Genomic DNA, 25,203 nt, shown 5'->3' with positions numbered 1-25,203 from the left:
GTCACTGACCGTCAGGAAACGGATCGAACCAGAACGGTGCCACCGCCGACCGCGGTGCCCTCCGCGGTCCGCACGGTCAGGTCACCGCGCAGCACCCGGCCGGCGCCGGGAGCGCTCGCCGCCGTCACCGTGCCCGGCACCGTCCACGACGTACCCGCCGCGTGCGGCGCGTCGGTGTCGGTCACCGCGACCGAGCCGAACGACGGCGCGGTGAACACGTCGAGGTAGTCGTACGCGGTGCTGCCCGACGGGATCGCGAACCCGTCGACCACGACGACCCACTGCCCCGCCGCCGGGTTGGCGATCGTCACCGATTCCTCCGCGTCGCCGTCGGCGCTCTGCCCGGCGAGCACGCAGGTCCCGCTCGTGCAGTTGTAGACGCCGAGATCGAGGTCGGCCGCGGTGTCGGCGGGTTTGCCGATCTTCGCGGTGAACGATGTCGAGCCGGGTGCGACCGTCACCGGGTACTGCTGCTGCGCGCCGGTGGCGATGGTGGGCCGCGCGATCTTCGCGCTGCCCAGCGTGCCGCCGGTGAGCTTCCCGGTGAACGCGCCGAGCGCGTTGGCCACCGCGTAGCTCCGGTTCACCGGTGTCCCGAGCTTCGCCGAAGCGATGTCGTCCGGGTTCGGGGTGACGGTGGTGCCCAGCACGGTGGCGGCGAGTTTCCACGGCGCCACCGGCACGTCCGAGGTCCGGCGCGCTTCGACGACCAGTTCCCAGACGCCCGGCAGCGGGTTCGTCACCGTGCGGCTGGTCGGTGTGCCGCCGGCACATCCGGCGCCGCCGTCGGGGTTGTAGCAGTTGGTCGTCGACGTGATGTCGATCGGGACCCCCGTCGGGTCGTAGCGCAGGAACCGGACCTGGCCCTTCCCCGGCGGACCGCCCGCGTCGAGGTCGATCTTCAGCGCGCTCGCGCCCTGCGGCACGCGCACGAACACGCTGGTGGCCTGGTTGCGGCCGATGGTGCCGCTCTTCTCGACGCGGTACCCCTTGTCGGCGGCGAACTCGGTCGGCGCGAAGACCGTGTTCATGGTCTGCACGTCGATGCCGACGGTGAGCGGGTTGTCCAGCCGCAGCAGCGCGGAATGCGCACCGGGGCCGGGTTTCACCTGCACGGCGAACCGCACGGGTTTGTTGAGCGGCAGCGAAAGGAAGTTGCCGGAGGAGAACGTGCCGTCGTTGCCGACCCAGTTCGCGAAGTACGGCACCGGTCGCGACGATCCGGTCGTCCTGGTCACCGTGTAGGTGCGGGTGTAGGCCTTGCCCGCGGTGACGCCTTCGCGGTCGTGGATGCCGACGCCGACGTCCGGGGTGGCCAGCAGTCCGGTTTGGACGGTGTGCACCTCGACCGAGGTGGTGACCGTGTCGGGCCGCGGATTCACTTGCAGCGCGACGAATGCGGCAGCCACGTTGAACAGCCCGGCACCCTGCGCGTTGGCGGGAACGCCGTTGACGAACCGCGCGGTCGACTTGATCGCCGAACGGAGCTGCGCCACGGGCGGGCGCTGGCCGCCGTGCGTCGCCTTGTACGCGCTGACGAGCAACGCGGCGGCACCGGTCGCCTGCGGGGACGCCATCGACGTGCCCTGCAGCATCGCGTAACCCGCCGGGAGCGGGTAGGTGCCCGGAATCGGGCTCGGCTGCAACCACCTCGGCACCGTCGAGATCGCGGCACCCGGCGCGACGATGTCCGGCTTGAACCCGCCGTCCTCGCGCGGACCGCGCGACGAGAACGGGTGAAGTCCTTCCGGCGCTTGGGTTTTCGACCCGTAGTTCGACAGCCAGGTGTCGTCGGTGATGTAGGAGCCGACGCTCATCGCGTCCGTCGCGACCGACGGGTCGCCGACCGAGTTGGCACCGGCGCCGCTGTTGCCTGCCGAGATGAACAGCTGCACGTTGTACTCGGCGATCGTGCGGTTGTAGAGCTCGGCGCGCGCGTTGTTGCCGTCGTTGAGCGCGGGGAGCCCGCCGATGGAGATGTTCACGACGTCGGCACCGTGGCTGGCGGCGTAGACGACGCCGTCGATCAGTCCGCTCGACGTGCACCCGCTGCTGGTGAGGCACACCTTGACGGACAGCACCTTCGCACCGGGCGCGGCGCCGTCCATCCGGCCACCGAACAGGTCGTTGCCCGCGGCGATCCCGGCGACGTGCGAGCCGTGCTCGGCGCCCGCGATGCCGATGTTGACGAACCCGGCCTTGTCGGTCTGGACCACGAAGGCCATGCGTTCGGCGATATCGGTCGCCGGGTTGTCGGTACCGAAGAACCCGACGTCCTGGTGGTCCTTGTAGTCGGTCATCGGCTTTTCGCCGGTGAAGTCCCCGTCACCGTCGAGATCGACCCGCACCTGCTTGGTCGCGGTGTCGAGCAGCACACCCCACGAGTCCTTGCGGTCGCCGTCGCGGTTGACGTCACCGCCGGTCTCGCTGTCCTCGGCGCCGAGATCGCCCGCGGTTTCGGAGAACGTGCCGAAGGTGTACGGGCCACCGGTGGCGGGCGCTGTCCAGGCCCGGCCGCTCGCGGTGAACGTTCCGGTGTAGGTCTGCGTGGACTGCTGCACCCACGTGCCGTCACCGGAGGTGGGGGAGTTCGCGGTGTACCAGTCGGTGATCTTGCGCTCGCCGTGGCTGGTGGTGGTGAGCGCGGGGTTGTCGAGATCGACGCCGGAGTCGAGCACGGCGACGGTGGTGTCCTTGCCGTCCCAGGCGGGGAACACCTGCCCGAACTGCGCGGCGAAGGTGTCGCCGGTCGGCAGGTACGGGTTCACGCGCGGGGTGTTCTTGCCCGGCGCGGGCTGCGGGCTCGGATCGGCGGAGCCCTCCGGCGTCGGATCGTCGATCTTGATGATGCCGTCGACGTCGACGGCGTTGATCGAACCCAGTTTCGACGCCTTGTCCGCGGCACCGACGGGCACGGTCACCTTGAGGTAGTCCAGCTTCGCGTCGGCGGACTGGACGACGCCGCCGAGCGAGCGCAGTTCGTTCGCCGCGGCGTCGGTCTTCCCCCGTTCGGCCGCGACGAGCAGCGTGACATCGGGCTTGCCCGCCTGTTCTGCCTCGGCGACGAGCTTGCGGTCGTGCTCGTCGAGTTCCTTGCCGGGGGATCCGCCTGCGCCGGGGCCCGGCGCAGGCGTGGGCTGGGCGAAGGCGGTCGGCGCGGCGACACCGACGGTGGCCGCGGCGAGTACCGCGGCCAGCGCCGCGGTCGCTCCGCGTCTCCACCGTGTTCGTGGGGCTTGCTCCATCACACATCGGCCTCTCGAAAAGGTAAGGATGGAGTGAAAGCTCATCGTGCGCGGGGCCTCACTGCAATCACACGCTTGGCCTATTTATCGCAGTTGGTTGTGAGCCATTCAGCGCAGTGTTATCCGCTGAATGTGGGATATTGACCGCCGCAATTGTCTGTTCGTTGATTACCAGCTTTCGATCTTGCGCGCGGCGCTTTCCGCATGCCCTGAAGGCGCCCTGGAAAGTGGCGCCATGCGCTGTGCTGTGAGGGCCGGGAATGCGGTGTTGGATGTACTGAAGGTGCCCTTCGGGGAATGTGCTGCCGTGAAGGGCACCTTCGGGGCATGTGCTGGGATTTCGCAGCTCGCGCATCGTTCTCGCGCCCGTACCCTGCGGGCTTCCAGGGACGTGCATGCCGAGGAGGTGGCCCTCCGCGGGCCCGCCCGGCTCCGGGGCGCGCATGCCCTGAAAGGCACCTTGAGGGAATCTGACGCCGCGAAGGGGACCGCGCACGGCGGATCGCTCGCCTCGCGCGGCAGGCTGCACACGCGGGGATGTCCCTGATGGACACCATGACGGCACCCGGAGTTTGTCACCACTGCCGCCCTTCGGGGTCACCGGGAGCCTCGCTTGCCAGGGGGCAATCTGGGGCTTCTGGGACCCCGAAGGTCACCTTCGGGGCACGCATCGGCGGCCACACCGCTACGCGAGGGGAACATTTGAGACGTCTACGTCCTGAAGGTCACCTTCGGGAAATCTGACGCCACGATCCCTCGCTAGGGCGAGTTGTGGTGGCCGAGCAGGGTGATCATCTTGGCGAGCTGGTCGGCGTAGTGCTCGGCCAGCTCGGGGGAGCCCGAGTCGCCGTCGAAGATGCCGCGGGCGAGTTGCGGGTACACCGCGAGCGCGTTGGCCGCGCTCATCGTGATGAGCAGCAGCGCGGCGGGGTCGAGCCGGTCGTCGATCTCGCCGTTCTGCTGGCGCTCGCGGATCATTTCGACCTCGTGCCGGAGCCGGGCGTTGCGCTCGTCGGCCTCCGGCCCGGACTCCCCGGTGTCGGAAAGGCCTTCCCACGCCAGGTGCCGCCCGCCGCGGTTGTTGGCCACGCTCACCTCGACGTAGTGCTTGAGCATCTCGGCGAAGCCCATGTCCTCGGGGAACGCCTGCGTCTCGTACTCGAGCCACTTGCGGCCCATCTCCCGGTACAGGCCCTCTTTGCCGTCGAAGTAGTAGGAGATGAGCTGCTGGTTCACCCCGGCGCGCGAAGCGATCTCGGAGACCCTGGCGCCGGCGAACCCCTTGGCGGAGAACTCGTCTGCCGCGGCTTCGAGGATGCGCGCCTTGGTGCGCTCGGGATCGCGCTGCCGCTCGTGCGGGGCCGGTGACCGCCGTGCCCGGCGTGGTTTGGCGGTCCCGTCCTCCGTGCTCATGACCGGCATTATGCCATCCGTGCGCCGAACTGAGTCATTCGTTCGGTTGACGCGGGTCAGGGCAGCGGTTGCCATGAGGGAGTGGCGCTCGGGACGAACCGGCCGAAGACCACGTCCGCGAAGTGCCCGCCGAAGCCGATTGTGCCCGGCTGGGCCAGATCCTTCAGGAGTTCGTGGCGGTATCGGGTGGCCTGCTCGCGGTCGTGGTCGGAGGCCGCGGTCCACTCGGGATGGTCGGTTTGGATCGGCGAGTGCAGTGCGTCGCCGAGGACGATCAGTCGCTGGTCGCCGCCGGTGATGACGTACGACGCGTGGCCGAAGGTGTGGCCCGGTGTGAGGATCATGCGCACCCCGGGGAAGATCTCCTCGCCGTCGGCGATGGTGCGCACGCGAGGTTCCAGCAGGGCCAGCGTCTCCTGGCTCGTGCCGTGCGCTTCGACGAGTTCGCGGTGTGCCCACTCGGGTTCGGCGATCAGGTACTCGGCCGCGGTGAACGCGGGTCGATCGCTGCCGGGTGCCGGATGCCACGCCCAGCCGAGATGGTCCAGGTGCAGGTGCGTGAACGCGACCGCCTCGATCGTTTCGGGGCGGCGTGGGAGGTTGTCGAGCAGCGCGCCACCTTCGATCGCGCCGTTCGGTTGCCCCGGCACGGCAGGTACCGAGAACGGCCCGACCCCGGCGTCGATCAGGAGCGCGCGCTCTCCGCTCTCGACCAGGAGGCCGCCGATACTGCCCACCAGGTTGCCGGTTTCGTCGAGGTACTCGGGGTGCGCCGCCCACACCTCGTCGGTGGTGTCGGGCAGCCAGCCGCGCGGTGTGAGCTGCACAGCGCCGTCGGGCACGTAGGTCAGCTTGGTGTCGCCGAGTTGGAGGGAACGGAGGATCGCGGGGCGGCGGAGCCGGTCGGTGGTCATGTCTTCGACCATAAGCTTCTAACTTGAAAGATGCAAGCTTGAATTATTCTGACTTGATTCACCTTTGCTAAGCTGATGCCATGCCTTCCCGTGAAGCCGAGACCGCCGCCGAACGCGAGCTGTGCGGCCTCGTGAACGGGCTCGCCAGGCAGATCGCGGAGCACGTGCGCGATCGCTCGGCCAGGATCGGCCTCACCGCGCCACAGGGCACGGCGCTGCGCGAGCTGACCGGCCCGATGACCATGCGCGAGCTGGCCGGGCGGATGAGCTGCGAACCGTCGAACGCGACCTTCATCGTCGACAAGCTGGAAGCGCGGGGCCTCATCGAACGGCGTCCGCACCCCACCGACCGCCGCGCCAAGCAGCTCGTGCTGACCGGGGACGGCGAAGCGTTGCGCGACAAGCTGATCGCGCTGCTCGTGCAGGAATCGCCACTCGCCGGGCTGAGCGAAACCGAGCAGGGCGTGCTGCACGCGCTGCTGGACAGGGCGGTGCGATGACCTTCCGCGATCTGCACCACGCCGCGACACCGTTGGTGCTGCCGAACGCGTGGGACGTCCCCTCCGCGCTGGCGTTCGCCGAGGCCGGGTTCCCCGCGATCGGCACGACGAGCTTCGGCGTCGCATCGAGCATCGGCAGGCCGGACGGCGGACGGTCCACAAAGGATGCAAACCTGGCGCTGGCCCGCGCGCTCTCCACGCTCGAAGCCTATGTGAGCGTGGACATCGAAGACGGTTACGCCGACGACCCGGCCGAAGTCGCCGCCTATGTCGCCAATCTCGGCGTCGCGGGCATCAACATCGAGGACAGCACAGGAGAAGCGCTGATCTCCCCGGCGCGGCACGCGGCCAAGGTGGCGGCGATCAAGGACCGTTGTCCCGCCTTGTTCGTCAACGCCCGCGTGGACACCTTCTGGCTCGGTCAGCACCGCGAAACCACGCTCGACCGCGCACTGTCCTATGTGGAAGCGGGCGCCGACGGCGTTTTCGTGCCCGGCGCCACCGATCCCGGAGTGCTGCGGGAACTGGCTTCCGCGATCCCCGTCCCGGTCAACGTGCTGGCGAACCCCGCGCTTTCCCTGGTCGAACTGGCCGAGCTGGGGGTCCGCCGGGTGAGCACGGGGTCCCTGCCGTACCGGGCCGCCGTGCACGCGGCAACCGAAGCCGCGACAGCGGTTCGCGACGGCGGGGCCATTCCGGCCGCGGCGTCCTATTCGGACTTGCAAGCCCGCCTGGTCCGCTACTCCGGCCGCTGACGAAGCCCGTCGACGACGAGTTCGAGGACGCGCTCGGCCCTTGCCTGGCCGCTATCCGCCCTGCTCGACCGTGCACTGCGGACAGTTGGCGCGGATGGCCTGTTCGAGATCCTCGTACCCGTCCAACGCGCCGGTGAAGCGGATCTTCGCGCCGTCGGCGAACTGGACCGCGCAGGTGTAGTCCCGGATGAGCATGCGCGTCAGCCAGGTGCTGCGCGGCGTGTGCACGGGCTTCAGGCTGGCGACCGCCTGCCACGGCCATGCCCGGATCCGCCCCTTCGCCTTGTGCGCCAGGCCCCCGGTGCGCACGTCGAACGTTTCGGAGAGGCCGCGCAGCACGAGGAACACGATCATGATCACCGCGATGGCCGTGGTGAAGCTGATCCCGCAGATGCCGATGCTGATCGCGGTGCTGTACCGGTAGGAGTAGCCGGACCGCGTCATCGGGATCGTCAGCACGCACAGGATCGCGGCGGCCGCCAGCGCACCGGCTCCGATCGCCAGCAGGCGCTTGTGGGATACGTGGTAGCGGCTCAGCACCGCACCGAGCGCGGCGGGATCGGTTTGCTCCGGCACGGGCACCTCCAGCGGGATCACCCGGACGACTGTGCGGGAGCCCGGTCTGCCGCACCACCCGGTTGTCCGGTACCGGACAAGTCGGTACCGGGACCTCCGTCGGATTGACGCCCGGATGTCCGCTCGGCGAGGATCGTGGGTGAAATCGTTGACAACGTTGTCAGGAAGGGATTCCGCCTATGAGAACGCGCAGCCGCGTGTTCGCCGCGTTGGCGACCGTGACCGTCGGTGCCGGTCTGGTCGCCGCGCCCGCCGCCGAAGCGGCCCGGTCCGCCGATCCGACGACGCTGGTGAACACCTCGATCGGCAACAACGGCGACGGCACCACGTTCCCCGGCGCGGCGGCGCCGTTCGGGATGGTGCAGCTCAGCCCGGACACCCAGCTCAAGAAGTACGCCTCCTACGACTACGCCCAGGACAGCATCCTCGGCTTCAGCCACACGCACCTCTCGGGCGTCGGCTGCCAGACGATGGGCAACTTCCGGTTCATGCCCACCACCGGCGCGGTCACCTCGTCGGATCCCGCCCAGTACGGCTCGAAGTTCAGCCACGCCACCGAAAAAGCGTCGCCTGGCTCCTACTCGGTGCGACTCGACAAGTACGACGTGCAGGCCGAGCTGAGCGCGACCGAACGCACCGGGCGGCACCGCTACACCTACCCCGCGGGCGCGAACTCGCAGAACGTGCTGATCGAAGCGGGTGAGAGCAACGGCTACACCTACGCCGGCGACGTCCACGTCGTCGGGAACGACACGGTCGAAGGATGGCTGCAGGGCGGCAACTTCTGCTGGGAGACCGAGAAGGAGCGCTACAAGGTCTTCTTCAGTGCGAAGTTCGACCGCCCGTTCGCCTCGTTCGGCACCTGGACCGACGACAAGCTCACGCCAGGCACGCGCGACGCGGCGCTGGGGAGCAAGCGCGCGGGGGCGTGGCTGAGCTTCGACCCGAGGGCGGGCAAACAGGTCGGCGCCAGCGTGGGAGTCTCCTACACCGGCGTCGACGGTGCACGCCTGAATCGTGGAGCCGAGACCGAGCGGAACTTCGACCGGACCAAGGACAAGGCGAACCGCGCCTGGCGTGATGAGCTGAACCGCCTGCGCGTGGCGGGCGGTAGCACGGCGGACCAGCGCACGTTCTACAGCGCGCTGTACCGCTCGCTGCTGCACCCGTCGATCGGGTCCGATGTGGACGGCCGGTACCGCGGCCATGACGACAAGGTGCACCGCTCGGATTCGCCGTACTACCAGATGTTCTCGCTGTGGGACACGTACCGGTCGCAGAACCAGCTCGTCGCGTTGCTGCACCCGGAGCGCGCGGCGGACATGACGAAGTCGGTGCTGAAGATCTACCAGGACGGCGGCTGGTTACCGCGCTGGGCGCTCGCGGGCGGCGAGACGAACGTGATGAGCGGTGACCCGGTGACCCCGTGGGTCGTCGACAACTACCGCCGCGGCCTGCTCGACGACCGGACCGCGCGCGCCCTGTTCGACGCGCTGTGGCGCAACGCGAACGAGGTACCGGCGGACCAGTCGAAGTTCCGCGGCCGCGACGGCAACCCGAGCTACGTGAAGAACGGCTGGATCGGATACCGGGATGTCCCCGGTTATCAGTTCGGTGACACCAGGCAGGCCGGTTCGGCGAGTCTCGAATACGGGCTGGCGGACTGTTCGCTCTCGCTGATGGCGCAGGGCCTCGGCGAGCGTGACAAGGCGAAGGTGCTGGCGTCGCGCTGTGAGAACTTCACGAAGCTCTGGGACAAGAGCGTGCAGTCGAAGGGCTTCACGGGCTTCCCGCGTTCGCGGGCCGAGGACGGTTCGTGGGTCGGCGACCCGGACCCGGCGAAGTCGACCGGTTTTCACGAGGGCACGCCGTGGCAGTACCAGTGGCTCGCGCAGCAGGACCCGAAGGCGCTGTTCGGCCTGATGGGCGGCGCGGAGAAGGCGGAGCAGCGGCTCGACACCTTCTTCGACATGCCGTTGCTGCTGAAGGATCCGGCGAAGGCGGCGAAGGAGTCGTGGGTGATCGGCGCCTACGACTACCACAACAACTTCGCTTTCAACCCCAACAACGAGCCGGACCTGCACGCCCCGTGGATGTACTCGTGGACGGGCGCGCCGTGGAAGACCTCGGCGGTGATGCGCGCGGCGAAGACCCTGTTCACCGACACCCCGTACGGCATGCCGGGGAACGACGACCTGGGCACCATCTCGTCGTGGCTGGTGTTCTCGATGATCGGCGTGTTCGAAGCGACGCCCGGCTCGGGCGTGTACTCGCTCAGCGCGCCGATGTTCGAGAAGGTGGAATTGCGGCCGGAACACGGCCGGAAGCTGACGATCGAAGCGCGCGGCGCGGACGCGGCGAAGCTGCAGTACGTGGCCGGTGCGAAGGTCGGCCATCGGGGCCTGGACCGGAGCTGGCTCACGCACGACGAGCTGTTGAACGCGCACAAGATCAAGTTCGAGTTGACTGATCAGCCGAGCACGTGGGGCGTGAACGCGGCCCCGCCGAAGCTGCTGGACGCCAGGTAGATCAGCGCACGACGAGGGCCGTGACGGCGGCGGACCAGGCACGACGCGAAAGCGCGAGCTGCCCGCCGTCACGGTCCTTCGTGTCGCGGACCCGGACGCGGCGATCGATGATTGTTCCGATCAGGTGCTCTCCCTTGCGATCAATTGCCGTGAGTCCTCCTCGCTGAGCGCGCGGCTCAGGATGGTTTTCGCTGCGCGCTGGTAACTTTGCACATCGGCGTTTTCGTAGAGGAATGCTCCGCTGCGGTAGTGCTCCAGGAATACAATCGGTGGTTGACCTCGGAACTCGTACACCACGAAGGCGCTGATCAGCGCGGGATACCACTCCTCTCCCGCAGGTACCAGCCGAAGCGAGACATTGGACCGCTTCGTCTCCTCCAGAAGGTGGTCCACCTGATCCGACATGATCGCCGGGTCACCTACTTTTTGCTTCAGAGCCGACTCGGCCATGACCGCCACGAGATCAGGCCGATCGAACTTCCGCAGAACTTCTTGTCGCTGGATCCTCCCGGCAAGTCGGTGGTCTCCCTCCGCTATGGGGAGATCGCCGGAACTCAGGATCGCGCGTATGTAGTCCGCGGTTTGAAGCAGCCCTGGGATAAGAGTTCCGGTCCACATTGTAATGCGAATGGCAGTCTGTTCGCAGGCCACCATTCCGGTGATCGAATGCGGTAAATGTGGGAGGCTCGGTGCCAGCCAATTGGTGTCTCGGGTGTCTCGGGCGAGGTCGATGATGCGGTCCTTCCGCTCGCCGGTGACCTGAAGACAGCCCAAGAGGTGGGCCACGTCCTCCGTTGTGGGTAGTCGGGTGCCCTTCTCCCAATAGGACAGCAGCGGGTGAGGGACCGCGAGAAGCCGCGAGAGCTCGCGTAAGCCGACGCCACGGCTCTCGCGCGCTTCGCGCAGAGCCGCCGCGAGAGTTCTTGCTCGGGGTGATGCGATGGGTGTTTTCATGACCGCATCGTACAAAGGGACACCGACACTCTGAACACGGTACTTTCGGTGCAAAATCGCACCAGATTAAATCGTCCCTGGGAACGTCTTCGGGAGCAGATCGTGCTGAGATGGCAACAGGCAGAGGGAAAGCGGCATGCGATGGAGGGGCCCTTCGCGCCGCGTCCAGACGAGACCTTCCGGACTTTGTGCGGTCTGGACGTGACGGTGGTTCGCGTGGACGTGCCCCAGCTCGGCGGCCGGTGGTTCGACGCGACTTGCCTTCCCTGCGAGAAAGTGTGGCTGGCGCGCACGTGATCGAACGAGATCTCCGGCTACTGGACCGGCTTCGCGACCTCCAGTCCTCGCTCATCCAGGACGTCGGCTGGCTCGTCGAGTCCCAGTGCGACGGTGCGCCCCGCGCGGACGGCCTCCGCGACCTCCAGTCCTCGCTCATCCAGGACGTCGGCTGGCTCGTCGAGTCCCAGTGCGACGGTGCGCCCCGCGCGGACGGCCTCCGCGACCTCGGCGAGCGCCTCGCCGACCTGAGTACCGTCCTGCTCGCGCGCGCCGACGAACTGGACGCGGCCGCGCTCGCGAAACTCCCGCCCGACCGATGGATCCCGGCCGCGGACACCGCCCCGCGCGAACCCGGCCTCGCCCACTGCGTCGGCGAACGCCCGCTGCGCTGCGGTCTCGTCTACCTCGCGCTGTGCGGCGCCGCGTGCTTTCCCTTGTACGGCAAGGATCCTGCCCGCCGCATCGACCGCCACACCCGCTGCGGTCAGTGTCTCTACTGGTCGACCTAGGGCGTGTCTCTCAACCCTGGGAAGCGGCGCCCCTTTGCAAAGCGGTGCCCCCCGCGGTTCGGATGATGGCCGTGTTCGCCAGTCCGCGATAGCCGTTCGGGGTCTTCGCCAGGGGCCGCCGAATGCTGGTGGGGTGAACTCCGCTCGGCCGTTGACCATGTGGAGTTTCCAGTCACTGTTGTGCGGCCCATGCTCACCGCGGACATCCGGCCGACCTGGCACTGCTGCGCGCCGACGAGCTGACCCTGTTCCCGCGGCCGACCATCCGATGGGCGCGATCGTGTCCGCCGCTCCTCGGTGCCGGTCGCGTCGCTGGTCACCGGCGACAGGTGGTCACGCCCCAGCGAGTGAGCTGTGCGATCGTCGTACGGTCCTCCAGGCAGGTGGGCGTCGATCAGGCCGGGCAGCGCGGTGCCACCGTCGGCGTCGACGACGACGTGCGCGCCGGTCCCATCGGTACCGAACACAGCACCGTCGATCACCACGGTCGATGGTTCGGAAAGTCGGCGGCCGTCGAAGACGCGTACGCCGCGGACAAGTGTCTTTGTCGCCATCTCGTCATCTCCACTGAGAAAGTCACCGAGGCAGGAATCCTTTCAGCGCTTGACGACCACGCGTTCTGCCACCTCTCGCTCCCGTTCGGAGCTGAACGGGAGCGCAACAACCGCGGCGGCGACCTCCTCGTGGACCAGATCGATGTTGATCATCGCCCCGGTCTGCACACCTTGCGCCGCCGCGTCGATGATCTGCGCCCGATGACCGCGCACGTTGCCAGCCGCCCACACCCCCGGCACGCCGGTCGCGCCGAACACGTCCACATCGGTCAACGTGGTGCCGATGACCTGATCATCCATGTGCTTCTCCTCGGGAAGCAGGCCGAGTTGGCCGAGCAGCTCGGTTCTGGCGGTGGACACCGGGAACACCAAGGCGACCTGTACAGCGATCGTGTCGTCTCCGACACGGATTCCACTCAACGCGTCGTCCGTGACCTCGATCTCGGAGACCTGGCCTTCGACTACGGCGATACCGCGCGCCGCCAGTTCCGCTCGATCGCTCACCTTCAACTCGAGGGAGTCGTTCACAAAGAAGACGACGCGGTCGGTCCACTGCCGCCACAACTGTGCCTGGTGCAGCGAAGCCGCTCCACTGGCGATCACTCCGATCACCTTGTCGCGCACCTCCCAGGCGTGGCAGTACGCGCAGTGCAAGACGTCCCTGCCCCACCGCTCCTGGACACCGGGGATATCGGGCAGCTCATCGACGACCCCGGTCGCGAGGAGCACCCGCCTTCCGTCCACTGTGGATCCATCGGCGAGTCCCACGCGCAGGGTGCTGGAGCCCGCACGCTCTACGGACACCACGTTGCCGTCGCGGATTTCACCGCCGTACTGGTCGACTTCGGCACGCCCGATGGCCAACAGCTCCCTCGGCGCGATGCCTTCCCGCCCCAGGTAACTGTTCGCTCGCGACGCGCGCTTGTTACGCGGCTCGCCCGCATCGACCACCAGGACTTCGCGCCGGGCGCGGCTCAAGGCCACGGCCGCACCGAGACCGGCGGGCCCACCACCGATGATGACTACGTCATACATGCTCATGCCGCAACTCTGCGACAGGCCCCACTAGATGGCAAGCCATGTTGCCGGTTCAGCAAATCGAACAGTGCCGACGCGATGGTATTCGCGACAAACCCGGCCGTGACCGCTGGCGGGTGACGCAGTTGTTCCACCGCCCGCAGCGATTCCACGACGTGGCGATCACGAGTGACCTCATCGGCGAGCACCACGGCGTCCTCGATCGCCATCGCGGCCCCCTGGGTCAGATGCGGAACCGCCGTGTGCGCGACGTCACCCAGCACCATGACCCGGCCTCGATGCCAGGGCAGCGGCAAGTTCATCTCGACCGGCGGGCTGTACACGATCCCGGCCGGGTCGTCGACGAGTCGTTCCCTGATCTGCGCCAGCGGGCCTTCGAAACCCTGAAGGTGATCGGCCAGCGTTTCTCCGGAGGGTCTGCTGACACCGCGTTCGGGGGTGACGACCAACATGGACATCAGCGCTTCCGAAAGCGGGATGACACCGCCCTTGACCTGTCGCCATGCCACAACGCGGCGTTAGTGACGGTATCCGGCCGGGCCAGCATCTTGCGCCACACCACACTCCCCGAGTAGCTGGACGTGAGGGCGCTGCCGAGAAAACGACGACCTACCGGAGAACGCACGCCGTCGAATGCGACGACCAGGTCGTAACGTCGGGCTGCGGACCCCGTCACCATCCCAGTCCACTCGCCGCAACAGGCGCTGCATCCCGTCCGGGGACACCTCGCCCGCACGCTCGGCCAGAGTCCAACCGTTCTTGCGTTCCAAACCCCGCGACCAGGCCCGATACATACTCCCGGACCCGAACCCGAGGCTCGGCGCGGGTGAACCGATCCGCGATCCGTTCATGTAACCGATCCAACTCAGCGGCCACCAGATCAACTACCACAACCCCATGATCCACCACTCACCACACAAGTGCCGTTGCAATATTAAGTGGTGGGGCGGTTGATTCTGGGGCTCCGCCAGGGATCAAGGTAAGTCATCCTCGCTGCCGCACCCGGCTAGTCCTGCGGTTCGCGCGCGACCGGCCGGTCATGTGATGGTTCGCGGTTGGTGGTGGTGGCGCAGGATAGTTCGGCGCCTGCGGTTCAGTTGGTGGGCGTGTTTGTGTTGTCCTTCGCCGGGGGTGGCTGAAGGACCGGGGTTTGGTCGCTCGGTCCGCGGTGGACGTAGTGGCCGCCGGTGGCGGCCTCGGCCCTCAGGCGGCGCGGGGTTGGGCGGTGGGGCGGTTCGTCCGGGGTCTTCGCCACGGGTCGACGAACGCCGGTGGGGTGAACTCGGGTTGACCGTTGACCATGCGGAGTGTCCAGTCGCTGGTGTGCAGCAGGCGATGATGCCGGGAACACAGCAGCGTGAGATTGCCCAGGTCAGTGGCGCCTCCGGCGTACCAGGGCAGCACGTGATGCGCCTCGCAATGACGCGGCCTGCGCGAGCACCCGGGAAAGCAGCACCCGCGATCACGGATGGCAAGCATGAGCCGCATCGCCTCGGTCACCAGGCGCCTGGCCCGCCCCATCTCCAACGGCTGCCCCGCACCATCAAGGATGGCGGGAATGACCTTGCAGTCACACGCCAGGATGCGGGCCTCGCTGGCGGTGATGTCGGTGACCATGTCCAGACACGCCGCGCCCAGCTCCCTCTTCAAGTCAGCCAAGGGGATCGTCACGATCAGATCCGCTCGACCACCACTGCGGTTCGGAGACTCCGGGTGACTCGCGGCGAGATTGACCATCTCCATGAACGCGTCCCCGTACCGCTCCGCCCGCCCCCGCAGCAGCGGATTGTCGGAAGGGTCATCCGGCTGGGTCTGGGCAAGTGGGTCGAGCAGGGCGAGGGTTTTGGCGGCGGAGATCGGGTCGAGGTAGCCGTCGAACTTCGCCGAACCGTCTTTGCGCTGATGAATATTCAGGGCACGTTTCGGTTCGGGGGTGTCGCGGGGTTCGGTGCCGTCGGGGTCGAGGCGGCCGAGGATTTCCTTGCCCAGTGTGCCGATCTCCCCGATACCCGCATGACGCGCCAACTCCACCAGGGACCGCTCAGCGAACTCCCGATCCTCCACCGAGACCGTGGCCGGGATCTTCTCCAGCACCCGCACGATCCCGTCCACATGCTCCGGCGAGATCTCCCCCTCCCGCACCGCCTCCCCCGCCACCGGCGCCGCGGCCGGAATCTCCACACCGCCGACGCTATGACTGGGGTTGGTGACCAGGGCTCGCGTGACCAGCTTCGTCACTCCAGGACCGGAACTGCGCGCGATATCGGCCACCAGCCCGGTCACACCCGTGTACCCGAGTTCGCGGGCGCCACCGTTGTCCAGGTGCGCGATGATGCGGCAGAGCTGCGACTCCAACCGCCACAAGGCCACGAACTTCTCCTGCAACAGCGCAGCGGCCTCACGCGCGCTGCACTGCCACAGCTCCCGCTGCGACACAAGGGAAGAAGTCTCCGACACCCCACCATTCTACCGCGACCACACCCCGGAATCGAACACACGATCGAGTGAACCAGGATTATCGAGTCCACAATGGACAATCAAAAAAACGGCGCTACACCAACGAAATCAGCACCCCGCAATCGAACCGGACCACAGCCAAACCGCCACCCGGACACCAAGAGCCCACACCTCCTTCCCGTCCAAAGCCATCTGTAAGCCGCAGCTCAACACGGCGAACCAACCACGACAGAGAAACCGGTGCCCGGGTCGAGGTTCGCGATGCCCATGCCAGCGGCACGGCGCACGTTCGCCTTCATCGAGCCCGGCCGCGTGCCGTTGAGCACCAAGGCGCCCAGTGCGGCGACGATCTGCCGGTCGCCAGCCGTGTCAACTCCGAGTCGCATCCGAGCAGCACGCTGGCCGGTGCATCCGGCGCCACTCGGGTGGCGTAGGCAAATTCTCGCAGTGGACGCTGGGCGGCCGGGCGCGGGACGGCGGCGGGTTGCCGAGCCTGTCCGAGGCGGAACATCTGCGATCCGACTCGGTGACGGCCTGCCCGGCGTTGTACCGCCCCAAACACGACGTGCTGGTCGAGAAGCCGGTACGTGGTGGCTTCCGGCAGCCCGGTACTGGCCGCCAGCCGGGCCGGGCCCGCCTCTCCGAGTCGTGCGAGTTCCTCCAGCGCCGCGAACGCGCCCTCCAGGACGCCGCGTCCTGCCCTGGTGACGGCGTGCCGTATTTCGCGAAATGGCACCGGATGCGGAGCACGATCGGCCGCGCCGGTCAGCTTCGTATCAACAAGGGCTGTCGCCGCGTCAGGAACGTTCGCCTCGCGGCGGGTCGATGGTCTTACGACCCACGACGTACCACAGCAGACTGCCCAGGAACGGCATCGCGAAAATCACCAGGAACCACAGGATCTTCGCGCCGCAGCCGATCCTCGCGCCCAGCATGTCGACCAACGCGGTCAGGAAGAAGATGAAATAGGCGGCGACGGCGATCAAGAGGATGCTGAAGATTCCCGGCCCCGCCCAGTTCGAAGCCAGGTTCGTGTTGAGCGCGTTCACGAAGTGTTCCGTCATGGGGAGTGGTAGTCCTTTTTGGTCGGCGGCCGATTCTGCTGGGGCGCAGTAGGTAGGTGATACCTTGAGGACGTCTTGGTCGCATCGTGGGCGATCCGTTCAGGCGAACACTGCCCTTTCAGCCATCGAACGATGGCTCTTTACACCTCGGGCTTCCGCCAGGTGAGCAGGTACCGCCAGAAGACGAGCCGCCGCACTCGCACCCCGGGCAGGACCCCGGCCGCCGTCGTTTTCACCGCGCGGGTGGTCAGCGGCGGGTCGAGGACCACGGGCATCGTCTCGTGTTCGGGATCGCGCACGTACCAGCCGCCGCGACCCAGTGCGCGCGCCGCCGCGAAGCCGAGCCCGAACACCCGCTGCCCCGCCGCCGCGACCAGTTCGACCGGAAGCTCGCGCGGCAGATCGGATTTCGGCAGCGCGATCGCGGCGAGCACCCCGCCCGGCCGCAGCAGCGCGGCCATGCGCGACAACACGTCTTCGAGCGGCATGTGGTGGATCGCGGTCACGGAGAAGATCGCGTCGTAGCTGCGCTCGGGGAACTCGTGCTGCAGGAAGTCGCCGAGAACGCAGGTGACGTTGTCCGGGGTCGCTGCCTCCGCGGCCTCGATCATCACCGCCGAGCGGTCGATCGCATCGACCCGCCCGACCCGGCCGGCCAACGCCGCCGCGAACTTCCCGGCCCCGCACCCGACATCGAGCACCCGCGCACACCCGCGCGGCAGGTGCCCCAGCAGCAGGCGATGGTAGAAGTCGTTGTGGCTCCACTCGAAACTGCTCACCGGAACCACGGTAGACCCCATGCCTTCTGGTCGAGCGGGATCGGACCAGCCATATCGAAAGGCTGATCACCGTGCCTGGTGCCGGTTCGATGATGTTCTCGCCCGGCCTACGCGGTTGTGGCGATGCCGCCGTCGACGGGGATCACGGCGCCCGTCAGGTATGCGCCTGCCCGGCTGGCGAGGAACACGGCGACCCCCGCCATGTCGTCGTCGCGGCCGATCCGGCGCAGTGGGGCCGATGCCGCGATCGCCTCGCCGAACTCGTCGAGGGTTGCCGCCATCATCGTCGACGGGAACGGTCCCGGCGCCACGGCGTTCACGGTGACGTGCTGCGGTCCCAGTTCCCTGGCGAGCACTCTGGTGAGTTGATGCAGTGCGGCCTTGCTGCTGGAGTACGAGTAGTTGGGCCGCTGGGGGATGTGGATGGCGGCGATGCTGCCGATGTTGATGATCCGCGCGGGATCGTCGGCGGTGCCCGCACTGCGAAGTGCCGGTAGCAGCGCCTGGACCAGCCAGAACGGCGACTTCAGGTTGAGATCGACGACCGTGTCCCAGGCCGCGTCCGGGAAGGTCGCCAGCGGCTCGTCCCAGATGGCGCCCGCGTTGTTGACGAGGACGTCGAGACGCTCCGAGCCGGCGGTGACGAGGTCGGACAGTCGCCGGCACTCGTCGTGGCGGGACAGATCGGCCGGAATGGCCCGCACCTCACCGAATTCGGACAGCTGTTCCTGCGCCTGAGCGCACGCTTCCGCGTTGCGTGAGCTGATGACCAGGCGGGCGCCCGCCTGGAGAAGGCCACGCGCGATCATCATCCCGATGCCCCTGGTGCCACCGGTGACGAGCGCGCGCTTTCCACGCAGATCGAAGAGTTCTGCCTGCGTTGTGAATTGGTTGTCTACCACTTGCCGCTTCTCCTCTGTATGACTGAGAACCTGTCACACCAAGTTAGGCGGGCTCGCCTGCGGCAGGGAGACCCTTGTGATACGGGTACTGCCAGAGCCCCCATGTCCACTTCGGATCAGGGGGTGAAACCGTTGCGCTGCTAGGAAAAACAGTTGTTTGCGGACGCGAGGCGAAATTGGTTCAGGAATTGCGGGTGCCGAGAACAGGGTCGACGAGAACCCTCAGGCCGCGCGATCGGTCGTGCAGGTGACCGGGTACTCCGGCTGCGCGGTCTGCGTGACGACCGCCGCTCCGTCGATTTCGATGATGCAGCCGCGCGGGTCCGGGCCTGCCATCACGCTCACGCTCAGGCCGAGGTTGCCGGTGTCCTCGGTCGCGAAGGACGCCGAGTCCTCGCCGTTTCCTGGCATGTCGACGAGGCCGGTGTTCCCGAACACCGCGCCGGACACCCTGAACACCGAACCGACCGGCCCGCGCACCTTCACCGTCACCTGATGGTGGACGGGAGGCGCGGCTTGCGGGTGTGAAACCGGGGGCGGAGCAGGAGGCGCGGCGGGCGGTGCGGGCGCCGGAGGAGCGGAGCACGCGGCCACCCCGAGGCAGGTGGCGGCGAGCGTCGCCAAGACCTTCTTCATCCCGTGCTCCCCGCCGTCGATGCCACGGTAAGTACCCGGTCGAGTATGAACCGTGACTCGCCCGTCGGGAAGAGGCGGGGTCGATACAGCCTTGGTGACCAGCCAAAAGGGTCAAGCGGCCGCGAGGTGGAAGGCGACGGTCGGTCCTTCGGCGTTCGGCGGCGGGTCGACGACGATGGCGGTGGCGTTGTCCGAGCCGCCGACCGTGATGGCGGTTTCGACGAGCGCGGAAATCGATCCGCCCGTCAGCACCTCGGCCATGGTTTCGGCGGTGAGGCGCTTGTGCACACCGTCGCTGGTGAGCAGGATGCCGGCCGGGCCCGCGACGTGCGTCAGCCCGAACCGCTTCGGCGCCGCGGTGCGGACGCTGGTGGTGACGATGTGCTCCATCTGCGGTGTCGTGGGCTGGTCGCGGGTGCGGAAGAACTGGGCCAGCGTGTGGTCGACGGTCAGCGGGTGCAGGCGCTGCCCGTCCCAGGCGTGGGCGCGCGCGTCGCCGACCCAACCGATCCGGAAGCCGCCGTCCGGCGTCGGCATCGCGACGACGAGCACGCAGTCGCCCGCGGTCGGATCGGCGGTGACGGCGGCCTGCGCGGCCTTGATCGCCACGACCGGGCCGAGCTGGGCGGGCGTGCGGGCCGCGGCGGAGGCGGCGAGCCGTGCCGCGCGGGAGGCCGCCGCGTCGTCGCCGACACCGTCGGCGAGCGCGACCACGGTGGAACCGGTCAATGGATCGGTGAAGGCGCCGACCGCGTCGGCGTTGACCGCGCGGGGCCCGCGCAGGCTCGCGGTACGGGCGGGGAAGGAGCGTTCGGCTGGCATCGCGACCTCCTTGGTGGATGCCTCCAGGATCACCGCGCTTCCTGTGGCCAGCCTGTGACGAGTGTGAAGGATTTCTTTGTTTTCGCTACGCTGGCCGGGCGGACGCGCGAAGACCATGGTCCGGTATGGGTTAGTCCGGAAAGCGCCTCGTGCAGCACCACCTCCCCGCGGGGAAGTGACCTGTGCGTCCCTTCGAACCGTCGTGTGTGAAGGGGAAGTGGTCGTGATGCGCGTTGCTGTCATCGGTGCGGGGCTCGGCGGGCTGGCGCTCGCTCAGGGGCTCAAGGCCGCGGGGATCGACGTGACCGTTCATGAGCGGGACGCCGCGTTGGCGTCGCGTCAGCAGGGCTACCGGCTGCACCTCGACGGCCGGGCCGTGCAAGGGTTGCGCAGAATGCTGCCGCCGAAGCTGATGGAGCTGTTCGACGCCACCGCGTACTCGCCGGTGCCGCCGCGGTTCATGATGCTGGACGATCAGCTCGAGCCCCTGGTGACCGGGGAGATCGAGGGGCCGGGAGACGTCTCCGTCGACCGGCTCGTGCTGCGCCAGATCCTGTTCGCCGGGCTGGCGGACTCGGTCGAGTTCGGCAAGGAGCTGACCGGGTACCGGAGCGAACCCGGCTCCGTCACGGCGCGGTTCGCGGACGGCACCGAGAGCACGGCCGACGTACTGGTCGCGGCGGACGGCATCAACTCCGCGGTGCGCCGCCAGTACCTGCCGCACGCGCGGATCTTCGACACCGGCGTGTACCAGCTCTACGGCCGCATCCCGCTCGACGATCGGACGCGGGGGCTGTTCGACGACCGGATGTTCGGGATCTTCACCGCCATCGCCGGGCCGGACCGCACTCGCGCGGGGGTCGCTCCCGTGGAGTTCCCCGAGTCACCTCACCGGGCAGCGGCGCGGGCCGGCGTCGAAGTGCGTCCCGTGTCGAACTACATGACGTGCTCCTTCAGCGCGCGACACGACTGGTTCGAGCGCGATTTCGCCGATCTGCGCACGCTGCCGGGCCCGGATCTCCACGCGCTGATCACGCGCGGGGTCCGCGACTGGCACCCGCGCGTGCGCGAGATCGTGGCGCAGTGCGACCCGGAATCGGTGTTCGTGCTGTCCCTGCGCTGCAGCGTGCCCATCGACCCGTGGCCCACCACGAACGTGACGCTGCTCGGTGATGCCATCCACGCGATGAGCCCGGCGGCGGGCTCGGGAGCGTGCGCGGCGCTGTGGGACGCGGATCTGCTGGCGTCGTTGCTTTCCGGCGGTGGCGATCCGCTGGTGGCACTGCGGAAGTACGAGTCGGAGATGATCGAGTACGGCTTCGCGAAGGTGCGCGAGGGCGCCCACAACGGGCAGCACTACCTCGGCCAGGACCCGTTACCGGAAAGCTGACATTGGTCAGAGGCGGGCCGCCTCGGTCCCGATGCTGCGGCCGGTGTGTCCCGCCCAACCCGCGCTCCACGCCCGAGCAGGTCGCGTCACTGGTGGCCTACCTGGCGTCCCCGTTGGCGGCCAGCATGACCGGGCACGACTACCTGGTGGACGGCGGTGCGGGTAGAAACGGCTGGCCCGTTCCCGGTTCGCGAAGATCCTGACCGGCCTGACCGGCGAGGCGATGCGAATCCCGGCGCTGACGGCGGCGATCGATGAATCATCGGCGCCCGCGCCGCGCATTCGGCGGACGGCACAAGCTGGGCTATGTCCCCGAAGGATTCTCCGGTAGGGGTGAAGGTGAGGTCTGGGGCCGCATGCCGTGAAGGGGCCCTTGGGGGAATGTGATGCTGTGAAGGGCACCTTCAGGGCATCAGCAGCACCCCGCCGCGCGCCGTGAGGGGCGAGATCGCGGCGTCAGATTCCCTCAGGGCCACCTTCGGGGCCCGGCGGATGCTGCCACGACGGGCAGCATCCGCCGGGGCGAAGTACCAGTGCGTGGAGGTCACGCGGCTTGGAACAGAGCCAATATCTGCGAGCTGGCCCGCTTCGCCGACGGGAGGTGGTCGACCGCGCCGACGTCGACGACCTCCGCCGTGCCGTGGTTTTCCCGCAGCCGCTCGGCGCAGGTGCGCGAGTTCGAGATCGGTACCGTGTGGTCCCCGCTCGCGGCGAAGAGGCGCACCGGGACGCCCGGCCGCCAGTCGCATGTCGCGTCGGCCACCCGCAGCGCGCGCCGCAGCTCGCCCGTCGGGTGCTTCAGTTTTTCGATGAACTGCGGCGTCAGCAGTTCGCCGACGGTGGTGGGCAGCTTGGGGAACACCTCGTGATCGGGGTGGTTCCCGTCGAAGAGCGCCACGATCGCCGGGTCGCGGAACGCCTCCGCGGGCGAGTCGTACAGGTGGTGCAACCGGTTCCACGCCACCGTGAAGTACGACGTGTAGGCGGTGGCGTCCGAGATTTCGTCGGACAGCGCCTTCGCGACGACGTCGCTCAGGGCGTACGGCCCGCTGATCGGGGCCAGCGCGGCGAGCTTCAGGTGCGGGTCGGCGCCACGCGAAAGGGCTCGCCCGAGTGCCATCGCCGCCGGGCCGCCCTGGGAGAAACCGGTGGCCAGCACCCGGTCGGTGGTCCGCACGCGTTCGCGGGCGGCGAGCTGCTTCGTCGCCCGCAGCGCGTCGATCGAGGCCGTGGTTTCCGAGTTGACGTCCAGGTACGGGTGGGCGCCGGGACCGGTGCCCAGCCCGAGGTAGTCCGGTGCGGAGGTGACGTAGCCCGCGGAGGCGAACAACGCGGCGTACGAGCGGGTGCTGTCGGTCGAGCTGACCGAGGGGGCGTAACCCCGGTAGATCATCGTGCCGTGCGCCCAGGACACCAGATCGGCCGCCACGGGGTTCCCGTCCGGCCGTGCGACCAGGCCGCTCGCGACGGTCGGGCGGCCGTCCACGCCGACCGTGCGGTACTCGATCCGCTCGGCGATCACCCCGAACCTCGCCCGCGACGGGTCGAGATCGGCCTTGCGCAGGTACTCGCCGACCTTGTCCGCGGGGATCCGGTCGACGACGGTGGACGAGAGCAGTGCGCCACGGCAGCCCGTCCTGGCCGGTGCTGCCGTGGCGACCCCCGACGTCGCCACGGCCGCGCTGACCAGGACCGCGCAGAAGATTCTTCGCTTGGTTGGCTTCACCGCACCGAAACTACGATCGCCGCCGCGCGAGGACACGGGGGCGGACCACCGGAGGCGGCGTGGGGCCGGCCCTACCTCACGGCTGCGGGCCGAGCTTGCGCACCGCGCGCGCCCCGTACGACACGCCGCGCCGCAGAACGTCCACAGTGGACTCACCGGCGAGCCACGACGACAGCACGCCCGCGTCGAACGCGTCACCGGCACCCGTGGAGTCGACGCAGTCGGCCGGTTCCGCCGGCACGCTCGTGACTCCGTCGCCGTCGATCCAGGACGCGCCGTTCATCCCCGCCGTCAGCACGACCGAGCCCGCCGCTTCCAGCAGCGACTTCGCCGCCGACACGTCCCGCGAGCCGGTGAGCGCTTCCAGCTCCTCGGAGTTCGGCATCAGCAGGTCCACGCCGCGCACGTCGTCGAGGAACGCGGCGGGGTCCTTGATGTGCGCGGCCGCCTGCGGATCGACGGACGTTGTGAGGCCCGCTTCCTTGGCCGCCGCGAGCGAGGCGATGCCGGCGGGCCGCGACGACGGGTCGAGCAGCACGTAACCGGAAAGGTGCAGGTGACGGGCGCCCGCGAGGACCGAGGCATCGACGTCGGCGGGGGAGAAGCGGGCGTTCGCGCCGCGGTCGGCGAGCATGCTGCGCTGGCCGTCGGCGCGGTCGACCAGCACCACCACGCAGCACGTCGCCGCGTCCGGGTCGACGGTGAACGCGCAGCGCACCCCGGCGGCCTCCAGCTCGGACCGGATCAGCCGCCCGCCCGCGTCGTCGCCGATGCGGGCCACCAGCGTCGGCTCGACCCCGCACGCGCGCAGCCACAGCGCGGTGTTCGCGCCGGAGCCGCCGCCGGTGAACCGGATCCCGGCCCGCACGTCACCGCCGTGCACCACCGGCCCGTCGAGCCTGGCCACCACGTCGAGGCCCGCGTCCCCGACCACGATCACCCCGCTCATGCGAGGGCCACCGCGATTTCGGCGGCCAGCGTCACGTTCGACAGGACGAGCGCCTCGTTCGCGTCGAGGCTCACGCCGCCGCTCGCCTCGTGGAAGTGCTCCAGCAGCACCGGGGTCACCTCGGAGCCCTGCACCCCGCGCTCGGCGAGCAGGTCGAGCCCGCCGCGGAGCAGCCGGTCGTGCAGGTCCTTGTCCATTTCGGACTCTTCGGGAACCGGGTTCGTCACCAGCACCCCCGAATCCGAGTACGCGCGGTGCGCGCTGATCACCTTCGCGGCGGTGGCGGGATCGTCCACCCGCCACGGCGCGGGATATCCGGAGGAGCGCAGGTAGAACGCGGGGAAGTCGTCCGTGCGGTACCCGAGCACCGGCAACGAGTTGGTCTCCAGCACCTCCAGCGTCGCGGCGATGTCGAGCACCGACTTCACCCCGGAGCACACGACCACGGTCGGCAGCGCGCCGAGCGCGCCGAGATCGGCGGACACGTCCCAGGTCTGCGCCGCGCCGAGGTGCACGCCGCCGAGCCCGCCGGTGCCGAACACCCCGATTCCGGCCGCGTGCGCGAGCGCGCTCGTGCTCGCCACCGTCGTCGCACCGGAGAGCCCGAGCCCGGCCGCGGGCCCGAGGTCGCGCAGCGACAGCTTCGCCAGATCCTCGGCGCACACCCGTTCGAGCTGCTCGTTCGCCAGTCCCGCGAGCGGCCGTCCGTCGAGGACGGCGATGGTCGCGGGCACCGCGCCCGCGTCGCGGACGGCCTGTTCGAGGCGCCGCGCCACCGTGAGGTTCCGGCCCGGCGGCAGGCCGTGCGAGAGCAGCGTGCTTTCCAGCGCGACGACCGCGCGCCCGCTGGTCAGCGCGTCGGAGACTTCCTCGGCGACGGTGATTGAACTGGTCACGAGGGGACATCCTCGCCGAGGAAGGATCTGAGGCATCATGGAGGGGTGAGTACACAGACTTTGCCCGAGGTCGACACGCGCCCCGAGGGCACCGACACCTCCGATGACGACGCGCCGAAGATGTTCCACTACGTGCGCAAGAACAAGATCGCGGAGAGCGCGGTCATGGGCACGCACGTGGTGGCGCTGTGCGGTGAGGTCTTCCCGGTGACGAAGTCGGCCAAGCCGGGATCGCCGGTGTGCCCCGACTGCAAGAAGATCTACGACGGGCTGAAGCCGGGCGAGTGATCCCGCCGCCAAGGTGAAAAGTATTCACT

Annotated in this window: 27 protein-coding genes and 2 pseudogenes; 8 read left to right on the top strand and 21 right to left on the bottom strand. The window is 68.6% G+C overall.

Annotated elements, in window-relative coordinates; genetic code table 11:
• Positions 1-11 precede the first annotated feature (11 nt).
• The 3 genes from ABD256_RS17065 to ABD256_RS17055 all read right to left on the bottom strand — a co-directional run bounded on the left by ABD256_RS17065 (position 12) and on the right by ABD256_RS17055 (position 5,572).
• Positions 12-3,245, bottom strand: a complete 3,234-nt coding sequence (locus ABD256_RS17065; protein WP_344419006.1) for a S8 family serine peptidase — start codon at positions 3,243-3,245, stop codon at positions 12-14.
• Positions 3,246-4,004: 759 nt separating this feature from the next.
• The gene (locus ABD256_RS17060) at positions 4,005-4,658 is read right to left on the bottom strand and encodes a TetR/AcrR family transcriptional regulator (protein ID WP_344419003.1); all 654 of its coding nucleotides are present in this window, start codon (positions 4,656-4,658) and stop codon (positions 4,005-4,007) included.
• A 56-nt stretch (positions 4,659-4,714) separates the two neighbouring features.
• Positions 4,715-5,572, bottom strand: coding sequence for an MBL fold metallo-hydrolase (locus tag ABD256_RS17055; protein WP_344419000.1), 858 nt, complete (start codon positions 5,570-5,572; stop codon positions 4,715-4,717).
• An 80-nt stretch (positions 5,573-5,652) separates the two neighbouring features.
• On the opposite strand from ABD256_RS17055, the gene ABD256_RS17050 reads away from it, so the two are divergent.
• Both ABD256_RS17050 and ABD256_RS17045 read left to right on the top strand, forming a co-directional pair.
• Complete coding sequence (locus tag ABD256_RS17050) at positions 5,653-6,072, top strand: MarR family winged helix-turn-helix transcriptional regulator (RefSeq protein WP_344418997.1); 420 nt, start codon at positions 5,653-5,655, stop codon at positions 6,070-6,072.
• Positions 6,069-6,827 (top strand): isocitrate lyase/PEP mutase family protein, encoded by a 759-nt coding sequence (locus ABD256_RS17045; protein ID WP_344418994.1) that lies wholly within the window; start codon positions 6,069-6,071, stop codon positions 6,825-6,827. The genes ABD256_RS17050 and ABD256_RS17045 overlap by 4 nt, the downstream gene beginning before the upstream one ends.
• Before the next feature lie 51 nt (positions 6,828-6,878).
• On the opposite strand, the gene ABD256_RS17040 is transcribed toward ABD256_RS17045, so the two are convergent.
• Positions 6,879-7,424 carry a hypothetical protein gene (locus ABD256_RS17040; RefSeq protein ID WP_344418991.1) on the bottom strand — a complete coding sequence of 182 codons (546 nt, stop codon included), beginning with the start codon at positions 7,422-7,424 and terminating at the stop codon, positions 6,879-6,881.
• A 158-nt stretch (positions 7,425-7,582) separates the two neighbouring features.
• On the opposite strand from ABD256_RS17040, the gene ABD256_RS17035 reads away from it, so the two are divergent.
• Complete coding sequence (locus ABD256_RS17035; RefSeq protein ID WP_344418988.1) at positions 7,583-9,931, top strand: GH92 family glycosyl hydrolase; 2,349 nt, start codon at positions 7,583-7,585, stop codon at positions 9,929-9,931.
• 1 nt (position 9,932) lies between these two features.
• Here ABD256_RS17035 and ABD256_RS17030 read toward each other — a convergent pair whose 3' ends face one another.
• Together ABD256_RS17030 and ABD256_RS17025 are read right to left on the bottom strand one after the other, a co-directional pair.
• The gene (locus ABD256_RS17030) at positions 9,933-10,040 is read right to left on the bottom strand and encodes a DUF397 domain-containing protein (protein ID WP_344419222.1); all 108 of its coding nucleotides are present in this window, start codon (positions 10,038-10,040) and stop codon (positions 9,933-9,935) included.
• Between the two features lie 11 nt (positions 10,041-10,051).
• Entirely contained in the window at positions 10,052-10,885 is an 834-nt protein-coding gene (locus ABD256_RS17025; RefSeq protein ID WP_344418985.1) for a helix-turn-helix domain-containing protein, read from the bottom strand.
• A gap of 141 nt (positions 10,886-11,026) precedes the next feature.
• Here ABD256_RS17025 and ABD256_RS17020 point away from each other — a divergent pair, with 141 nt between their 5' ends.
• Complete coding sequence (locus tag ABD256_RS17020) at positions 11,027-11,182, top strand: HC3 family zinc finger protein (protein ID WP_344419219.1); 156 nt, start codon at positions 11,027-11,029, stop codon at positions 11,180-11,182.
• Entirely contained in the window at positions 11,164-11,673 is a 510-nt protein-coding gene (locus tag ABD256_RS17015) for a hypothetical protein (protein ID WP_344418982.1), read from the top strand. Before ABD256_RS17020 ends, ABD256_RS17015 begins: the two co-directional genes overlap by 19 nt.
• Here the strand turns inward: ABD256_RS17015 and ABD256_RS17010 are convergent.
• The 12 genes and pseudogenes from ABD256_RS17010 to ABD256_RS16955 form a co-directional block, all read right to left on the bottom strand.
• Positions 11,670-12,227 (bottom strand): hypothetical protein, encoded by a 558-nt coding sequence (locus ABD256_RS17010; protein ID WP_344418980.1) that lies wholly within the window; start codon positions 12,225-12,227, stop codon positions 11,670-11,672. The two genes, ABD256_RS17015 and ABD256_RS17010, sit on opposite strands and share 4 nt — an antisense overlap.
• Before the next feature lie 42 nt (positions 12,228-12,269).
• Positions 12,270-13,268, bottom strand: coding sequence for an NAD(P)/FAD-dependent oxidoreductase (locus ABD256_RS17005; RefSeq protein WP_344418978.1), 999 nt, complete (start codon positions 13,266-13,268; stop codon positions 12,270-12,272).
• Positions 13,265-13,774 carry an FAD-dependent monooxygenase gene (locus ABD256_RS17000; RefSeq protein WP_344418975.1) on the bottom strand — a complete coding sequence of 170 codons (510 nt, stop codon included), beginning with the start codon at positions 13,772-13,774 and terminating at the stop codon, positions 13,265-13,267. The genes ABD256_RS17005 and ABD256_RS17000 overlap by 4 nt, the downstream gene beginning before the upstream one ends.
• Positions 13,775-13,927: 153 nt before the next feature.
• A pseudogene (locus tag ABD256_RS16995) lies at positions 13,928-14,156 on the bottom strand (IS701 family transposase); the annotation flags it as partial.
• A gap of 312 nt (positions 14,157-14,468) precedes the next feature.
• Entirely contained in the window at positions 14,469-15,722 is a 1,254-nt protein-coding gene (locus tag ABD256_RS16990; protein ID WP_344418972.1) for an HNH endonuclease signature motif containing protein, read from the bottom strand.
• A 206-nt stretch (positions 15,723-15,928) separates the two neighbouring features.
• Entirely contained in the window at positions 15,929-16,108 is a 180-nt protein-coding gene (locus ABD256_RS16985) for a hypothetical protein (protein WP_344419232.1), read from the bottom strand.
• Positions 16,109-16,275: 167 nt separating this feature from the next.
• Positions 16,276-16,458 (bottom strand): annotated as a pseudogene (locus ABD256_RS16980) (helix-turn-helix domain-containing protein); the annotation flags it as partial.
• Between the two features lie 61 nt (positions 16,459-16,519).
• Positions 16,520-16,786: a PLD nuclease N-terminal domain-containing protein gene (locus tag ABD256_RS16975; protein WP_344418969.1), complete on the bottom strand. Its 267-nt coding sequence runs from the start codon at positions 16,784-16,786 to the stop codon at positions 16,520-16,522.
• A 140-nt stretch (positions 16,787-16,926) separates the two neighbouring features.
• Positions 16,927-17,565 carry a class I SAM-dependent methyltransferase gene (locus ABD256_RS16970; RefSeq protein WP_344418966.1) on the bottom strand — a complete coding sequence of 213 codons (639 nt, stop codon included), beginning with the start codon at positions 17,563-17,565 and terminating at the stop codon, positions 16,927-16,929.
• A gap of 107 nt (positions 17,566-17,672) precedes the next feature.
• Complete coding sequence (locus ABD256_RS16965) at positions 17,673-18,467, bottom strand: SDR family oxidoreductase (RefSeq protein WP_344418963.1); 795 nt, start codon at positions 18,465-18,467, stop codon at positions 17,673-17,675.
• Between the two features lie 222 nt (positions 18,468-18,689).
• Positions 18,690-19,103: a hypothetical protein gene (locus ABD256_RS16960; RefSeq protein ID WP_344418960.1), complete on the bottom strand. Its 414-nt coding sequence runs from the start codon at positions 19,101-19,103 to the stop codon at positions 18,690-18,692.
• Between the two features lie 111 nt (positions 19,104-19,214).
• Positions 19,215-19,925, bottom strand: coding sequence for a PP2C family protein-serine/threonine phosphatase (locus tag ABD256_RS16955; RefSeq protein ID WP_344418957.1), 711 nt, complete (start codon positions 19,923-19,925; stop codon positions 19,215-19,217).
• Positions 19,926-20,151: 226 nt separating this feature from the next.
• On the opposite strand from ABD256_RS16955, the gene ABD256_RS16950 reads away from it, so the two are divergent.
• Together ABD256_RS16950 and ABD256_RS44405 are read left to right on the top strand one after the other, a co-directional pair.
• Positions 20,152-21,315, top strand: a complete 1,164-nt coding sequence (locus ABD256_RS16950) for an FAD-dependent oxidoreductase (protein WP_344418954.1) — start codon at positions 20,152-20,154, stop codon at positions 21,313-21,315.
• Positions 21,316-21,317: 2 nt separating this feature from the next.
• The gene (locus ABD256_RS44405) at positions 21,318-21,518 is read left to right on the top strand and encodes an SDR family oxidoreductase (protein WP_425546462.1); all 201 of its coding nucleotides are present in this window, start codon (positions 21,318-21,320) and stop codon (positions 21,516-21,518) included.
• 341 nt (positions 21,519-21,859) lie between these two features.
• Here ABD256_RS44405 and ABD256_RS16945 read toward each other — a convergent pair whose 3' ends face one another.
• From ABD256_RS16945 to ABD256_RS16935, 3 genes are all read right to left on the bottom strand, one after another.
• The gene (locus ABD256_RS16945; RefSeq protein ID WP_344418951.1) at positions 21,860-23,041 is read right to left on the bottom strand and encodes an alpha/beta hydrolase family protein; all 1,182 of its coding nucleotides are present in this window, start codon (positions 23,039-23,041) and stop codon (positions 21,860-21,862) included.
• 76 nt (positions 23,042-23,117) lie between these two features.
• Positions 23,118-23,990: a carbohydrate kinase family protein gene (locus tag ABD256_RS16940; protein ID WP_344418949.1), complete on the bottom strand. Its 873-nt coding sequence runs from the start codon at positions 23,988-23,990 to the stop codon at positions 23,118-23,120.
• Positions 23,987-24,886, bottom strand: a complete 900-nt coding sequence (locus ABD256_RS16935; protein ID WP_344418946.1) for a pseudouridine-5'-phosphate glycosidase — start codon at positions 24,884-24,886, stop codon at positions 23,987-23,989. The genes ABD256_RS16940 and ABD256_RS16935 overlap by 4 nt, the downstream gene beginning before the upstream one ends.
• Positions 24,887-24,931: 45 nt before the next feature.
• Here ABD256_RS16935 and ABD256_RS16930 point away from each other — a divergent pair, with 45 nt between their 5' ends.
• Positions 24,932-25,174, top strand: coding sequence for a DUF3039 domain-containing protein (locus ABD256_RS16930; protein WP_344418944.1), 243 nt, complete (start codon positions 24,932-24,934; stop codon positions 25,172-25,174).
• Positions 25,175-25,203 lie beyond the last annotated feature (29 nt).

It is taken from the genome of Amycolatopsis minnesotensis (assembly GCF_039529815.1).
GTDB lineage: Bacteria > Actinomycetota > Actinomycetes > Mycobacteriales > Pseudonocardiaceae > Amycolatopsis > Amycolatopsis minnesotensis.
The sequence above is the reverse complement of the archived record's forward strand: the minus strand, read 5'-3'. Positions and strand labels throughout refer to the sequence as shown.

Bases quoted from the DNA above. Each gene is read 5' to 3' on its own strand.
- ABD256_RS17005 (WP_344418978.1), bottom strand. From the start codon at position 13,268: ATGAGCATGTATGACGTAGTCATCATCGGTGGTGGGCCCGCCGGTCTC.
- ABD256_RS17035 (WP_344418988.1), top strand. From the start codon at position 7,583: ATGAGAACGCGCAGCCGCGTGTTCGCCGCGTTGGCGACCGTGACCGTC.
- ABD256_RS16975 (WP_344418969.1), bottom strand. From the start codon at position 16,786: ATGACGGAACACTTCGTGAACGCGCTCAACACGAACCTGGCTTCGAAC.
- ABD256_RS17055 (WP_344419000.1), bottom strand. From the start codon at position 5,572: ATGACCACCGACCGGCTCCGCCGCCCCGCGATCCTCCGTTCCCTCCAA.
- ABD256_RS16985 (WP_344419232.1), bottom strand. From the start codon at position 16,108: ATGCGACTCGGAGTTGACACGGCTGGCGACCGGCAGATCGTCGCCGCA.
- ABD256_RS17010 (WP_344418980.1), bottom strand. From the start codon at position 12,227: ATGGCGACAAAGACACTTGTCCGCGGCGTACGCGTCTTCGACGGCCGC.
- ABD256_RS16955 (WP_344418957.1), bottom strand. From the start codon at position 19,925: ATGCCAGCCGAACGCTCCTTCCCCGCCCGTACCGCGAGCCTGCGCGGG.
- ABD256_RS17020 (WP_344419219.1), top strand. From the start codon at position 11,027: ATGGAGGGGCCCTTCGCGCCGCGTCCAGACGAGACCTTCCGGACTTTG.
- ABD256_RS16940 (WP_344418949.1), bottom strand. From the start codon at position 23,990: ATGAGCGGGGTGATCGTGGTCGGGGACGCGGGCCTCGACGTGGTGGCC.
- ABD256_RS17050 (WP_344418997.1), top strand. From the start codon at position 5,653: ATGCCTTCCCGTGAAGCCGAGACCGCCGCCGAACGCGAGCTGTGCGGC.
- ABD256_RS17065 (WP_344419006.1), bottom strand. From the start codon at position 3,245: ATGGAGCAAGCCCCACGAACACGGTGGAGACGCGGAGCGACCGCGGCG.
- ABD256_RS16950 (WP_344418954.1), top strand. From the start codon at position 20,152: ATGCGCGTTGCTGTCATCGGTGCGGGGCTCGGCGGGCTGGCGCTCGCT.
- ABD256_RS16960 (WP_344418960.1), bottom strand. From the start codon at position 19,103: ATGAAGAAGGTCTTGGCGACGCTCGCCGCCACCTGCCTCGGGGTGGCC.
- ABD256_RS17025 (WP_344418985.1), bottom strand. From the start codon at position 10,885: ATGAAAACACCCATCGCATCACCCCGAGCAAGAACTCTCGCGGCGGCT.
- ABD256_RS17060 (WP_344419003.1), bottom strand. From the start codon at position 4,658: ATGAGCACGGAGGACGGGACCGCCAAACCACGCCGGGCACGGCGGTCA.
- ABD256_RS17045 (WP_344418994.1), top strand. From the start codon at position 6,069: ATGACCTTCCGCGATCTGCACCACGCCGCGACACCGTTGGTGCTGCCG.